Below are 14176 nucleotides of genomic sequence, written 5' to 3' on the forward strand. Positions count from 1 at the left end.
CAGGGTGCCTGCCGTTCCACAGACCGCGAGCAATTACTCGATCTTGGCCTTCGTGCGCAGTTCTTCCTGGAACTTCGCCAGCTTCTGCTGCTGCAGTTGCTGCGCCACCTGGGGCTTCACTTCTTCCAGCTTGGGCAGCTTGGCTTCGCGCACGTCATCCAGGCGGATGATGTGCCAGCCGAACTGGGTCTTGACCGGCGTCTGGGTCATCTGGCCCTTGTTCAGCTTGACCAGCGCTTCGGTGAACTCGGCCACGTAGCTGCTCGGAGCCGACCAGTCCAGATCGCCGCCGCGGGCGCCGGATCCGGGGTCCTTGGACTGCTTCTTGGCGATGTCTTCAAACTTGGCGCCCTTCTTGATGGACGCGATGATGGCCTTGGCCTGGTCTTCCTTTTCTACCAGGATGTGGCTGGCCTTGTATTCCTTGCCGGTGTTGGCGGCAACGAACTTGTCGTACTCGGCCTGGATTTCGGCGTCGGTGACGGGGTTGGCCTTTTGGTAATCGGCGAACAGTTCGCGGATCAGGATGGTCTGGCGGGCCAGTTCCATCTGGACCTTGTAGTCGGGCGAGGCTTCGAGGCCGCGCTTCTGGGCTTCCTGCAAGAAGATTTCGCGAGCGATCACTTCTTCCTTGATCTGGCCTTCGACCTCGGGGGTCACGGGGCGGCCGGAGCGTTCCACTTGCTGCTTCAGGGCTTCGGCGCGTTCCTTGGGAACGGCCTTGCCATTCACAACGGCGAGGTTTTGAGCGTAGACGGGAAAGGCCGTCGCGCCCAGCACGGCAGCGGCCACGAGGCCGGACAAAAGCTTTTTCTTCATTGGGGAGTCCACAAAAAGGAAATGAGTTGCGGCCGTTTGGACCGCAAGTCCGACAAATAGGGCCGGATCAAAGAACTTCAATGGCTATGGCGTGAGCGCCCTGGTCAATAAATTCTTGCAGCGCATCATACACAAGGCGATGTTGTGCGACGCGGGGTCTTCCTGTAAACAAAGGTGACGAAATCCGCACCCGGAAATGGGTGCCGAAACCCGTTCCGTTGGACCCCACATGGCCTGCATGGGCGGCGCTCTCGTCCAGCACCTGCAGCGCGAAAGGGTTCAGCCGCTCCTGCAGCCGGGCCGCCATGGCCTCGGCGGTGATGGCCAGCACCGTCATGGCTGCACGTCCTTGTGGGCCGCCTCGGGCGTGGCCTTGGGCGCGGCCTTGGTGTCGTCTTCCTTCATGTAGCGGCTCAGGTACAGGGCCTGGCCGATAACGAACACCGCCATCAGCCCGATGCCGCCGAACAGCTTGAAGTTGACCCAGGTGTCGGTGTCGAAGCGGTAGGCCACCCACAGGTTGACTAGACCCATCACGGCGAAGAACCCGGTCCAGCTCCAGTTCACGGTGCGCCAGGCGGCGTCGGGCAATTCCATCTGCGCGCCCATCAGGGAGCGGATCAGGTTCTTGCGGAAGAACAGCTGGCCGATCAGCAGCGCCGAGCCCATCAGCCAGTACAGCACGGTGGGCTTCCACTTGATGAAGGTCTCACTGTGCGAGAGCAGCGTGGCGCCGCCGAACACCACGATGACGCCCAGGCTCACCCACTGCATGGGCTCGACCTTGCCGTTCTTGTAGCGCAGGTAGCCGATCTGCAGCACGGTGGCAGCGATGGCCACGGCCGTGGCCGTGTAGATGCCCCACAGCTTGAAGGCCGCGAAGAACAGGATGATGGGAAAGAAGTCGATCAGCAGTTTCATGGGGGAGGGCTGGAGCGTGGGCGGGCGTTGCCGCCGTTCAGGAGGAGCCGGGCTCGAAATCGAGCGATGCGGAGTTCATGCAGTAGCGCAGGCCGGTGGAGGCGGGGCCGTCCTCGAACACATGGCCGAGGTGCGCCCCGCATTGTGCACAAACCGTCTCCGTCCGGACCATGCCATGGCTGCGGTCCACGATCTCCTTGATCGAGCCCGGCACCGCCTCGGAAAAGCTGGGCCAGCCGCAGCCGGCGTCGAATTTGGTGCCGGAGTCGAACAGCTTGGCGCCGCAGCACACGCAGTGGTAGCTGCCGTCGGCCCAGTGCGCTTCGTACTTGCCGGTGAACGGGCGCTCGGTGGCGGCGTGGCGGGTGACTTGCCAGGCCACGGGCTCGGCGCCTTTGCTCTGCAGCAGGGCCTGCCATTCGGCATCGGTCTTTTTGATGGGAAAGGTCATGATGAGCAGCTGATTTCGATGGAGGAAGCCCAGTCGGGCGGGAAGTCGGCCCAGGCCTCGTGGCCCGGGTGTTCGTCGAACGGTTCGGCCAGCAGGGCCTGCAGGGTGTGCAGCGGCGCGAAGTCGCCTTGCGTGGCCGCGCGGATGGCCTGCTCTCCCAGGTGGTTGCGCAGCACGAATTTCGGATTGCATTTCAGCATCGAATCGGCCATATGCCGGGGATTTGATTGTCCTGGATGCTCTGAAAATGATAGCAACCACGACTCCCAGCCCGCCCGGTCGATGAACAGGTCGCGCACGGGTTCGAAGTCCCCGCTGGCCACGGCATGCGACAGGCGCCGCCAGAAGATGGGGTAGTCCACCCCGCCTTGGGCCAGCAGGTTGAGCAGGCCGTCCACCAGCGCGGCGTCGCCGTCGTGGGCGGCCTGCAGCCCGAGCTTGCCGCGCATGCGCTGCAGGAACGCGGCCGGGAACACGGTCTGGTAGGACGCGAGCGCCGCCTGCGCCAGCGCCACGTCCTCGATCAGCGGCAGCAGCGCCTGGCCCAGCCGGAACAGGTTCCAGTAGGCCACGTTGGGCTGGCGGTGGAAGGCGTAGCGGCCCTGCGTGTCGCTGTGGTTGCACACGTGGCCCGGCACGAACGCGTCGAGGAACTGGAAGGGCCCGTAGTCGATCGTGAGGCCCAGGATGCTCATGTTGTCGGTGTTCATCACCCCGTGGCAAAAGCCCTGCGCCTGCCAGTGGGCGAGCAGTTCCGCCGTGCGCTCGCTCACCGCCTGGAGCAGGGCTGCGTAGGGGTTGCCGCCCGGCGCATCCGGGCCGCGGCACTCAGGGTAGTAGCGGTCGATGACGTAGTCGGCCAGCGTGCGCAGCTGCGGCAGCAGGTCGCGCGCCGCGAAGTGCTCGAAGTGCCCGAAGCGGATGAAGCTCGGCGCGGTGCGGGTCACGACGGCGGCGGTCTCCACCACCTCGCGCTGCACTGGGGCGGGCGAGCCGGTCAGGGCCAGCGCCCGCGTGGTGGGCACGCCCAGCGCATGCATGGCTTCGCTGCACAAAAATTCGCGGATGCTCGAGCGCAGCACGGCGCGGCCATCGCCCATGCGCGAATACGGCGTGCGCCCGGCGCCCTTGAGTTGCACCTCCAGCCCGCCGGCGGTCTCGCCCAGCAGGATGGCGCGGCCATCGCCCAGTTGCCCCGCCCACACCCCGAACTGGTGGCCGCTGTACACCGTGGCCAATGGCTGCATCCCTGACAGCAGCGCATTGCCGGAGCACACCTGCAGCGCCGCATCGGAGGCCAGCCAGGCGGCGGGCACGCCCAGTTGCTGTGCGGCATCCACGCTCGTGGCCACCCAGTGCGGGGCGGGCAGGGGCGTGGGGACCAGTTCGGTGAAGAAATCCGGGCCCAGCGCTGCAAAGCCGTTGCGCCATTCGAGGCCGGACGCGGGCGCCGTCGCGGCGGTGGGAAGGGGGGCATTCATCCGCCGAATTGTCTCCGACCCGCTTTGCCACGCGCGGCGAGGGGGCTTGGGCGCCCGGGGCCGCGCCGGCGGCTGTCAAGCTGGCGACAGATGCGCCCCTGGCACATGGCGCCCCCAGCGCGGCAGCGCACAGGGCGCACGGTAGGATGCCACGGAACCATTCACAACGACAACCCAAGGAGCCAACATGCTGGGCCTGATGCAGAGTCAACCCTTGCTGATTTCCACGCTGATCGAATTCGCCGAGCGCCACCACGGCGACGTGCAGATCGTGTCGCGCCGCGTCGAGGGCGACATCCACCGCTACACCTACCGCGACATGGCGGTGCGGGCGCGGCGGCTGGCCAATGTGCTGGACGGCATGGGCCTGGCAGCCGGTGACCGCGTGGCCAGCCTGGCCTGGAACGGCTACCGCCACATGGAGATGTACTACGGCGTGAGCGGCTCCGAACGGGTGATGCACACCATCAACCCGCGCCTGCACCCCGAGCAGATCGCGTGGATCGTCAACCACGCCGAAGACCGGGTGCTGTGCTTCGACATGACCTTCCTGCCCATCGTGCAGGCTGTGCACGCCAAGTGCCCCACGGTGCGCCAGTGGGTGGCGCTGTGCGATGCCGACCAACTGCCCGCCGACAGCGGCATCCCGGGCCTGCTGAGCTACGAAGCCTGGATCGGCGCGGCCCCCGACACCTATGTGTGGCCCACGTTCGACGAGAACACCGCCTCCAGCATGTGCTACACGAGCGGCACCACGGGCCACCCCAAGGCGGTGCTCTACAGCCACCGCTCGACCCTGTTGCACGCGTATGCCGCCGCGCTGCCGGACGTGATGGGCCTGTCGGCCAGCGATGCCGTGCTGCCCGTGGTGCCGATGTTCCACGTCAATGCCTGGGGGCTGCCGTACTCGGCGCCGCTGGTGGGCGCCAAGGTGGTGTTTCCCGGCCCGGCGCTGGACGGCAAATCGGTCTATGAACTCATGGATGCCGAGGGCGTGACTTTCGCCGCCGGCGTGCCCACCGTCTGGCAGATGCTGCTCAACCACGTGAAGGCGGGCGGCCTGCGCTTCGGCAAGCTGCAGCGCACCGTGATCGGCGGCTCGGCCTGCCCGCCGGCCATGATCCAGTCGTTCCAGGACGACTACGGCGTGCGCGTGCTGCACGCGTGGGGCATGACCGAGATGAGCCCGCTGGGCACGCTGTGCTCGCTCAAGAACAAGCACTTGGCGCTGCCGCGCGACGAGCAGATGCAGATCCTCATGAAGCAGGGCCGCGCGATCTACGGCGTGGACATGAAGATCGTGGACGGCGACGGCCACGAACTGCCCTGGGACGGCAAGACCTATGGTGACCTGCTGGTCAAGGGCCCGTGGATCGTCGAGAACTACTACCGCGGCGAGGGCGACCCGCTGGTGCCCGATGCGCAGGGCCGCGGCTGGTTCCCCACGGGCGACGTCGCCACCATCGATGCCGACGGCTACATGCAGATCACCGACCGCAGCAAGGACGTGATCAAGTCCGGCGGCGAGTGGATCAGCTCCATCGACATCGAGAACATCGCCATGGCCCACCCGGCCGTCGCCATGGCCGCGTGCGTGGGCATGCCGCACCCCAAGTGGGATGAGCGGCCCATCGTGGCGGTGGTCAAGCGCCCGGGCGCGGAGGTCACGCGCGAGGAACTGCTGCAGTTCTACGCGGGCAAGACCGCCAAGTGGCAGATCCCGGACGATGTGCTGTTCGTGGACGCGATCCCGATCGGCGCCACGGGCAAGATGCTCAAGGCCAAGCTGCGCGAGCAGCTCAAGGACTACCGCCTGCCGGGCTTGTGACGCACGCCGATGCGGCGAGGGGGGCGGCCGCGAGAGGCCGCCGCCCAGTCGCATGCGGGATAGCGGATAGGGTGAATCCCTGAGCATCTCCTCTGTGGCGTGCCTTACGCTGCGCCCTGTTCCATTCAAGAACCCAAGAGGAGACAAGCGATGAGATTTGCTATCAAGGCTGTAGCTGCATCCGCAATCCTGGTGAGCGCTGGCGGCGCGTTCGCTCAAAAGGGCGATACGGTGAAGATCGCCTGGCTCGACCCGCTGTCCGGCCTCATGGCGGCGGTGGGCACCAACCAGCTCAAGAGCTTCCAGTTCCTCTCGGAGGAGTTCAACAAGAAGAACGCGGCGGGTGTGAAGTTCGAGATCATCGGCATCGACAACAAGCTCAGCCCGCAGGAAACCACCAGCGCCCTGCGCTCGGCCATGGACCAGGGCGCGCGCTACGTGGTGCAGGGCAACGGCTCGGGCCCCGCCCTGGCCATCATCGACGCGCTGGAAAAGCACAACGCGCGCAACCCCGGCAAGGAGGTCATGTACCTCAACTACGCCGCCGTGGACCCCGACCTCACGAACAGCAAGTGCAGCTACTGGCACTTCCGCCTGGATGCCGACACCTCGATGAAGATGGAGGCCATGACCACCTTCATGAAGGACCTGCCCGAGGTCAAGAAGGTCTACCTCATCAACCAGAACTACTCGCACGGGCAGCAGGTCTCCAAGTTCGCCAAGGAGAACCTGGCGCGCAAGCGGCCCGACGTGCAGATCGTGGGCGACGACCTGCACCCGCTGGCCCAGGTGCGCGATTTCGCGCCCTACATCGCCAAGATCAAGCAGTCCGGCGCCGACAGCGTGATCACCGGCAACTGGGGCTCGGACCTGGCCCTGCTCATCAAGGCCGCCAACGATGCGGGGCTGGCCAACGTCAATTTCTACACCTACTACGGCGGCGTGACGGGCAGCCCCACGGCCATGGGCGCGGCGGCAGCGGGGCGCGTGTACATGGTGTCGTACAACCACCTGAACCTGCCCGGCGACATCGGCCGCGTGGTCACCGAATACAAGAAGAAGTTCAACGACGACATGTACACCGGCGCCGTGTACCACGCCTTCGCCATGCTGGATGCCGCCTTCGTGAAGGCCAAGTCCACCGACCCGGTGAAGGTGGCCCCCGTGCTGGAGGGCATGAAGTTCAACAGCTTCAACGGCGAGGTCGAGATGCGCAAGAGCGACCACCAGCTGCAGCAGGGCCTGTTCGTCTCCAAGTGGGAGAAGGCCGGCGGCAAGTACCCCAACGACGCGGAAAATACCGGCTACACCTTCGTGCCGGTGAAGTACTACGAGCCCTACGTGGCCAGCACGCCCACTTCGTGCCAGATGAAGCGGCCCTCCTGATCCGGGCATCCGATTTCATTGCTGTGAGACCTTGGGCCCGGGGTTCCTCGGGCTCTTTTTTTAACCGTGCGGGCGCTGTTCTTCGATGAATCTTGAGTTTTTCGTGATCTCGCTGCTCAACGGCATCAGCTACGGCCTGCTGCTGTTCATGCTCAGCTCGGGGCTCACCCTCATCTTCAGCATGATGGGCGTGCTCAACTTCGCACACACCAGCTTCTACATGCTGGGGGCATACATCGCCTACACCCTGTCCGGCCTGGTCGGCTTCTGGGTGGCGCTGTTCGTGGCGCCGCTGCTGGTGGGCGCGCTCGGTGCGGCGTTCGAGCGCTACGCGCTGCGCCGCGTGCACCAGTACGGCCACGTGCCCGAACTGCTGGTGACCTTCGGCCTGTCGTACCTGGTGCTGGAGGTGGTGCAACTGGTGTGGGGCCGCTCCACCGTGCCCTACGGCCTGCCCGCGCAGTTGCAGGGGCCGCTTTTCACGCTGTACGGCACGCAGTTCCCGAAGTCGCGGTCGTTCGTCATGCTGGTGGCGCTGCTGATGCTGCTGTCCGTGTGGCTGCTGCTCACCCGCACGCGCATCGGCCTGGTGATCCAGGCCGCGCTCAAGCACCCCGACATGGTCGAGGCGCTGGGCCACAACGTGCCGCGCGTGTTCATGCTGGTGTTCGGCGGCGGCTGCGCGCTCGCCGGGCTGGCGGGCGTGATCGGCGGCAACACCTACGTCACCGAGCCGGCCATGGCGGCCTCGGTGGGCTCGATCATCTTCGTCGTCGTCGTCGTGGGCGGCATGGGGTCGCTGGCCGGGGCCTTCCTTGCCTCGCTGCTGATCGGCGTACTGCAGACCTTCGCGGTGGCGCTGGACTATTCGCTGGCGCATGCGTTGCGCGCGGCCGGCATGGCGGTGACCGAGCAGACCTTCGGATGGCCGCTGCTCAAGCTCACCGTGTCGCAGGTGGCGCCCATCCTGCCGTACCTGCTGCTGGTGCTGATCCTCATCTTCCGGCCCAAGGGCCTGCTCGGCACGCGGGAGGACTGAACCCATGCGCTCCCACACCTCCTCGCCGCCGGCCTACCGGTTCAAACCGCTCAACATCGGGCGCATCGTCATCTGGGGCCTGTTCGCGGCCGCGCTCATCGTGGCGCCCCTGCTGTTCACCAGCAGCCTGGCGCTCACCATGCTGTCGCAGATCGGCTACCTCATCGTCATCTGCCTCTCGTACAACATGCTGCTGGGGCAGGGCGGCATGCTGAGCTTCGGCCATGCCGTGTACACCGGCCTGGGCTCGTTCATCGCCATCCATGCGATGAACCTGGCCGGCAAGGGCGCGGTGCCCATTCCGCTGGTGTTCATCCCGCTCGTGGGTGGGCTGGCGGGGCTGTTCTTTGCGGTGCTGCTGGGCTTCGTCACCACCAAGAAGTCGGGCACCACCTTCGCCATGATCACCCTGGGCATCGGCGAGCTGGTGGCGTCCATGGCGCTGATGTTCCCCGAGTTCTTCGGTGGGGAGGGCGGCATCACCACCGACCGCGTGTACGGCAAGGGGTTCATGGGCATCACCTTCGGCCCGGCCATCCAGGTGTATTACCTGATCGCGGCCTACTGCTTCGTGTGCACCGCGCTCATGTTCGCCTTCACCGGCACGCCGCTGGGCCGCATCCTGAACGCGGTGCGCGACAACCCCGAGCGGGTGGAGTTCATCGGCTACAACACGCAGCGCGTGCGCTACTTCGCCTTCATCATCGCGGGCTTCTTCGCGGGCGTAGGCGGGGGGCTGGCGGCGATCAACTTCGAGATCGTCACCGGCGCCGACAGCGTGAGCGTGCTGCGCTCGGGCGGCTACCTGCTGTTCACCTTCCTGGGCGGGGCCACCTTCTTCTTCGGGCCCATCATCGGCGCGGTGCTGCTGGTGTTCGCCTCGGTGCTGCTGTCCGAGCTGTCCAAGGCCTGGCTGCTGTACCTGGGCCTCGTGTTCCTGTTCATGGTGATGTATGCGCCCGGCGGCATCGCCAGCCTGATCATGATGAACCTGCGCGTGGCCAAGTATGGCCGGCTGCGCACGCTGTGGGTGTCGTACCTGGCACTGGGCGGCACGGCCCTGGTGGCGGTGCTGGGCGCGGCCTGCATGGTGGAGATGACCTACCACCTGCAGCTCAACTCGGCGCTCGGGCCGCAGATGAACTTTCTCGGCGCCACGCTGAACGCGCGGGCCCTGTCCAGCTGGTTCGGGGCGGGCTTCGTGCTGCTGGTGGGCCTGGGCCTGTTCGAGACCGTGCGGCGCCAGTTCCTGCAGCAATGGGGCGCCATCCAGGAAGCCATCGAGCAGGACATCAAGCGGGGGGAGGCCGCATGAGCGTGACCCCCGTCAACACCCCCTACGCGCTCGAACTGCGCGACCTGCACAAGCGCTTCGGCAAGACCGAGATCATCCGCGGCGCCAACCTGTGCGTGGCCCCGGGCGAGCGGGTGGCCATCATCGGGCCCAACGGCGCCGGCAAGTCGACGCTGTTCAACCTCATCAGCGGACGCTTCGGCGCCACCAGCGGCCAAGTGCTGCTGAACGGCCAGCGCATCGACGGCAAGGCGCCGTACGAGATCAACCGCATGGGGCTGTCGCGCAGCTTCCAGATCACCAACATCTTCCCCAAGCTCAGCGTGTTCGAGAACCTGCGCTGCGGCGTGCTGTGGAGCCTGGGCTACCGCTACACCTTCCTGCGCTTTCTCTCGCGCCTGCACGATGCCAACGAGCGCGCTACGCAGCTCATGGAACAGATCCGCCTGGACAAGAAGCGCGACACGCTGGCCATGAACCTCACCTACGCCGAGCAGCGCGCGCTGGAGATCGGCATCACCATCGCCGGGGGCGCCAACGTCATCCTGCTGGACGAACCCACCGCCGGCATGAGCAAGAGCGAGACCGCGCGCTTCATCCGCCTCATCAAGGAAGTGACGGTGGGCCGCACGCTGCTCACCGTGGAGCACGACATGGGCGTGGTGTTCGGCCTGGCCGACAAAATCGCTGTGGTGGTCTACGGCGAGGTGATCGCCTTCGACACCCCCGAGGCCGTGCGCGCCAACCCGCGCGTGCAGGAGGCCTACCTGGGCTCGGCCGTGGCGGCAGCGCAGCAGGCGGAAGGACACTGAACCATGCTCAAGGTCGACAACCTGCATGCCTACTACGGCAAGAGCCACGTGCTGCATGGCGTCTCGTTCGGCGTGCAGCCGGGCGAGATCGTCGCGCTGCTGGGGCGCAACGGCTCGGGCCGCTCCACCACCGCCAAGGCCATCATGGGCCTGGTGCATTGGGAGGGCACGCTCGAATGGAAAGGCCAGCGCCTCGATGGAAAAAAAGCCTACGAGATCGCGCACCTGGGCCTGGGCTACGTGCCCGAGAGCCGCGACATCTTTCCCAACCTGACCGTGCACCAGAACCTGCTGCTGGGCCAGAAGGGCAAGGGCAAAGGCAGCCGCTGGAGCTTCGACGACATGTACGGCATGTTCCCGCGCCTGAAGGAGCGCCAGCACACCGAAGCCGGCGTCATGTCGGGTGGCGAGCAACAGATGCTCACCCTGTGCCGCACGCTCATGGGCGACCCCGATCTCATCATCATCGACGAGCCCACGGAAGGGCTGGCGCCCAAGATCGTGGAGCTGGTGGGGCAGTACCTCATGGCGATCAAGGCGCGCGGCATCTCGGTGCTGCTCATCGAGCAAAAGCTCACCATCGCCATGACCATCTCCGACCGCGCGCTGGTCATGGGCCATGGGAGCATCGTTTTCGAGGGTACGCCCCAGGGCCTCCGAGAGAACAGCTACGTGCGCAAGGAGTGGCTGGAGGTGTGAGGGGCGGGTGGGGTTGCTTTTGACGCAACCTGCCACCCTGTTCCACTGAGGGCTCCTCCGGCCGATGGAGGACGCCCACGAGCATTCGCGCGACAAAAGCCACTCAGAACCATCGTGGGCAACACGCGGATCGGTGGTTAACAAATAGTTAATATTTGGCAGGCATTTTTGGCCCGCGCCGGCCGCTCTGCCTTTAACATCCGCCCCAACAAAAAAGATGAAACGGGGAGGTTTCAATGAGCGCAGAACGCGCGGCCACGTGCGTGCAGGTCAGCAACGCACAGGTCTTGGCCTCGGCCATGGACAAGTCCAGGAGGGCGTGCCCAGGGATGCACACCAATCATGGCCGCAAGACCCAACGCAGCAGTGCATTACAGGGCCCGCGAAATCCTGCAACGCGCCCCCTACCGAGGCGGGTACGGGGCGAGGCGGAACATGCATCGAGCCGCTCTCCCACGCCCCAATGGCTGGCTTTGGCGATGCGTTTGACGCGATGGGCATCTGCCATCTTCTTCCTGGCATTGGTTTCGATGGCCCATGCCCAGCGGCTGAGCCAACCGCCGGATGAAAACCGACAAATCATCCAGAAGATGTTGGAAGCCCCAGAGGCCGACATCGACCTGTCCAGAGCCAAATTGGTCATCGACCGAATGATGGACCCCAGTGTCGATGTCGATGCGACATTGGAACGATTGGATGAGATGGCGCGGGGGATTCGAAAGACGCTGCCCACAGGGGCGTCCAAACGCTTGATCTTGGATGCCTTGCGTTTTCACATCTATCAGCCCAATGGGTGGAACGAGCGGCGGCCATTTCAATACGACCTGGAAGATCCGTACGGACGCAATATCAAAAACAAACTGTTGCCCAACTACCTGAGAACAAAAAAGGGCAACTGCGTCTCGATGCCGTTGCTTTTCATCTTCTTAGGCCAGCGGCTGGGTCTGGACGTCAGCCTGGCGGCCGCCCCCAACCATCTGTTCGTGCAATGGCGAGACAGCGACGGCAAGTTGTACAACCTGGAAACGACCAGCGGCGCCGGCTTCACGCGCGAGGCTTGGCTGCGCCAGCAGTCGCCCATGACCGACATTGCTCTGAAATCAGGGATTTACCTGCGGCCCATGCCCAAAAAAGAGGCCATTGTCGCCATGGCAGAAACGCTCATGGCGTTTTATGAAAAGCAGGATCAGCCTTATCGGCATGCCGCGATGGCTCAATTTTTGTTGAAATACAGTCCCAATGACATCTGTGCGCTTTTGAATCTTTTCGCTGCGACGCAGGAAATCCGAAAGCGAGAGTTTATTAGAAAATATCCTGGTCCCAGTGATATACCGATGAGTGAGCGCCCACGGCTCCTGATGCTGGATGATCAACTCAAGTCAATTTACGATCGGGCTTATGGGCTGGGTTGGCGGCCGTTGGAAATTTCTGCCAAAAATGGATACGGCGCAAATGCAAAATTTCAAAATTAGGAGAGGGAGAATCGTGATGAAATGGTTTAAATATATATTGCTTGTTAGTTTTTTGAGCTTGGTGGCACAGGGTCCTGCACTAGCACGGTATATACAGGCCGATCCAATCGGGCTGGATGGTGGGTGGAATAGATATGTTTATGTGGACGGCGATCCACTGAACTATATCGACGCAACTGGTCTGGTAAGAATGAATCCTTTGGCTTTGGCGCCGGAGGGAGTTGGAGGCGGTGGGCTTGCGGGTCTTCCTCCTCTGCCACTTACTGGGCCTGGTGTGACTCGGCCATTTCGTGGTCCAAACGCGCTGCATGCACCAAATGCCACAGTAGTTGAGAAAATGAATAATCTTACAATTACAACGGGAACTGATTGCTCTGAAATTGCAAAAGTGTTAATGAGCACCGCAGGCGATGGACGAATTTTGCGAGTTACAGGAAAGAATGGCGGTGATATACGCCTGATTGAGTATGGCAAGCTGGATGCTGGATTTAAATACCACGAGGTTTATAGTGACGGGAAATATATATATGATCCGCGCTTAAATAGCATTCCAGTCCCTCTTGGTGATTGGACACGAATGATTCAGCAGTTAAATCCTGGAGCGGTAATCAAATGAAAGATTTTGGCAGGGGTGTTATTAATGCTTTGGAAGGCGTTGCCAAATTAGAATGGTTTCGGTATCCCGTATTGAAGCCTGAGCAGATCGAATTTGTGCTGCCTGTTGCTGTTTGGCGATTTGATAAAAATACGGTAGACGATCATCTCGAAAATCGTCTTATTTCTTGCTTGACTTCATTGTTGGAAAATTATAACGGTAATTTTCCATGGTCTTTGAGTGAGGTTGGTAGAAATTGGATTCTACAGCCTTTGTTAATAAAAAAATTGCAAGATAGCGGTGCATTTAAAAATGAGGAGGAAGTTAGAAATCATGTTTTAAATTTTCATTCAAATGTAATGGTGCAAGCGTTTGATGACTATAAGGCGATTGCAGGGCTTATGGAGGCTGAGTTAAAAGCCTTCTCTGATAATAATTAAAATATAAATGGCTGCGAGTGTGGAGTCCTATAGGCCACGTTTTTATGGGCATCACTGCACTCCTGCTGGTGAATATGGATATGAATATCAATACGCAAGAGTGAAAAAGAAATTTTTTGACCGTTCACAGTAGGAATGCCCAGAGAATTTGTATATGTTTGCGATGAAAGAATTTGTAGAAGGAAAGATAGTTGATAAAGTGATTTCTTGCTTAGCCTGCTGAAGAGGCGGGGTTTAAGCGGGCTGAACAATTTTTGAGCTGATGTAATGATTAAATATAGAATATGGCTTGGTAATTGTTAAATGAAATTCTTTCGACACTGCTGCTCGTCCATGTATGATTTGGTAATTTCGGATGATTTTAATTTGGAATTTATTCCAAAATTCAGAGAATACGGAATCACATACGGTAACGGGGGAAGCTATCAGGCGATTGACTATTGCCCGTGGTGCGGGGAAAAACTGCCACCGTCTCTACGGGCGGCTTGGTTTGACGTCTTGGATCGGATTGGGTTGGAGCCGGAAGACAATATTCCTCTAGAAATGCAATCTGAAGCTTGGTGGCTTAATGATGAACATAAAGATTTAAATAGATGAATTTTATTTAAATATTGGGGCGTAAGCAATTCAAATTAATCATAATCACGTGAAGCTGTCGAAATGGCTGCTAATAATTTTATTGATGATCGAGAAAATGTCGGATAGGCAGTCATTGATTCGCAGGAGGATAATTTATCCGAAATATTTGAGTAATTTTTCAAAAATATTGATTTTGCCTATCATGGATGCAAATTTGGGTGCGCCCGATGAGGCTAAGGAAGCTCTGCACAAAACACGCACGAACGTGCTGATGCCTTGAGCCAGTTGGAACGCGATGGGCCAACCCCTGATTTATCTCAGCTCCGGTGCCTGTGGCACGAACTGGCGGCCTGAATGGCC

Annotated in this window: 15 protein-coding genes; 10 read left to right on the forward strand and 5 right to left on the reverse strand. The window is 61.7% G+C overall.

Features of this window, described 5'->3' with window-relative positions; translation table 11 throughout:
• Positions 1-33: 33 nt before the first annotated feature.
• The 5 genes from AVAK2825_RS19275 to AVAK2825_RS19295 all read right to left on the reverse strand — a co-directional run bounded on the left by AVAK2825_RS19275 (position 34) and on the right by AVAK2825_RS19295 (position 3672).
• Positions 34-819: a foldase protein PrsA gene (locus tag AVAK2825_RS19275; RefSeq protein ID WP_284401875.1), complete on the reverse strand. Its 786-nt coding sequence runs from the start codon at positions 817-819 to the stop codon at positions 34-36.
• Between the two features lie 67 nt (positions 820-886).
• Positions 887-1156: a BolA family protein gene (locus AVAK2825_RS19280; RefSeq protein WP_284401878.1), complete on the reverse strand. Its 270-nt coding sequence runs from the start codon at positions 1154-1156 to the stop codon at positions 887-889.
• Positions 1153-1740, reverse strand: a complete 588-nt coding sequence (locus AVAK2825_RS19285) for a septation protein A (protein ID WP_284401879.1) — start codon at positions 1738-1740, stop codon at positions 1153-1155. The genes AVAK2825_RS19280 and AVAK2825_RS19285 overlap by 4 nt, the downstream gene beginning before the upstream one ends.
• Before the next feature lie 37 nt (positions 1741-1777).
• Positions 1778-2191: a peptide-methionine (R)-S-oxide reductase MsrB gene (msrB, locus tag AVAK2825_RS19290; RefSeq protein ID WP_272563923.1), complete on the reverse strand. Its 414-nt coding sequence runs from the start codon at positions 2189-2191 to the stop codon at positions 1778-1780.
• The gene (locus AVAK2825_RS19295; protein WP_284401882.1) at positions 2188-3672 is read right to left on the reverse strand and encodes a protein adenylyltransferase SelO; all 1485 of its coding nucleotides are present in this window, start codon (positions 3670-3672) and stop codon (positions 2188-2190) included. The genes msrB and AVAK2825_RS19295 overlap by 4 nt, the downstream gene beginning before the upstream one ends.
• 187 nt (positions 3673-3859) lie before the next feature.
• On the opposite strand from AVAK2825_RS19295, the gene AVAK2825_RS19300 reads away from it, so the two are divergent.
• From AVAK2825_RS19300 to AVAK2825_RS19345, 10 genes are all read left to right on the forward strand, one after another.
• Positions 3860-5500, forward strand: coding sequence for a 3-(methylthio)propionyl-CoA ligase (locus AVAK2825_RS19300; RefSeq protein WP_284401884.1), 1641 nt, complete (start codon positions 3860-3862; stop codon positions 5498-5500).
• 150 nt (positions 5501-5650) lie between these two features.
• Positions 5651-6886 carry a branched-chain amino acid ABC transporter substrate-binding protein gene (locus tag AVAK2825_RS19305; protein ID WP_284401886.1) on the forward strand — a complete coding sequence of 412 codons (1236 nt, stop codon included), beginning with the start codon at positions 5651-5653 and terminating at the stop codon, positions 6884-6886.
• A gap of 85 nt (positions 6887-6971) precedes the next feature.
• Complete coding sequence (locus AVAK2825_RS19310) at positions 6972-7925, forward strand: branched-chain amino acid ABC transporter permease (RefSeq protein WP_284401888.1); 954 nt, start codon at positions 6972-6974, stop codon at positions 7923-7925.
• 4 nt (positions 7926-7929) lie between these two features.
• Positions 7930-9240, forward strand: a complete 1311-nt coding sequence (locus AVAK2825_RS19315) for a branched-chain amino acid ABC transporter permease (protein ID WP_284401890.1) — start codon at positions 7930-7932, stop codon at positions 9238-9240.
• Positions 9237-10031 carry an ABC transporter ATP-binding protein gene (locus AVAK2825_RS19320; protein WP_272563917.1) on the forward strand — a complete coding sequence of 265 codons (795 nt, stop codon included), beginning with the start codon at positions 9237-9239 and terminating at the stop codon, positions 10029-10031. Before AVAK2825_RS19315 ends, AVAK2825_RS19320 begins: the two co-directional genes overlap by 4 nt.
• A 3-nt stretch (positions 10032-10034) precedes the next feature.
• Positions 10035-10730 (forward strand): ABC transporter ATP-binding protein, encoded by a 696-nt coding sequence (locus AVAK2825_RS19325; RefSeq protein WP_284401894.1) that lies wholly within the window; start codon positions 10035-10037, stop codon positions 10728-10730.
• A 236-nt stretch (positions 10731-10966) separates the two neighbouring features.
• Positions 10967-12202 (forward strand): transglutaminase family protein, encoded by a 1236-nt coding sequence (locus AVAK2825_RS19330; RefSeq protein ID WP_284401896.1) that lies wholly within the window; start codon positions 10967-10969, stop codon positions 12200-12202.
• Positions 12183-12818: an RHS repeat-associated core domain-containing protein gene (locus AVAK2825_RS19335; RefSeq protein WP_284401898.1), complete on the forward strand. Its 636-nt coding sequence runs from the start codon at positions 12183-12185 to the stop codon at positions 12816-12818. Before AVAK2825_RS19330 ends, AVAK2825_RS19335 begins: the two co-directional genes overlap by 20 nt.
• Positions 12815-13237, forward strand: a complete 423-nt coding sequence (locus AVAK2825_RS19340; RefSeq protein WP_284401900.1) for a hypothetical protein — start codon at positions 12815-12817, stop codon at positions 13235-13237. Before AVAK2825_RS19335 ends, AVAK2825_RS19340 begins: the two co-directional genes overlap by 4 nt.
• 333 nt (positions 13238-13570) lie before the next feature.
• Positions 13571-13834 (forward strand): DUF6980 family protein, encoded by a 264-nt coding sequence (locus tag AVAK2825_RS19345; RefSeq protein WP_284401902.1) that lies wholly within the window; start codon positions 13571-13573, stop codon positions 13832-13834.
• Positions 13835-14176 lie beyond the last annotated feature (342 nt).

Source organism: Acidovorax sp. SUPP2825, from assembly GCF_030158995.1.
Taxonomy (GTDB): Bacteria; Pseudomonadota; Gammaproteobacteria; order Burkholderiales; family Burkholderiaceae_C; genus Paracidovorax.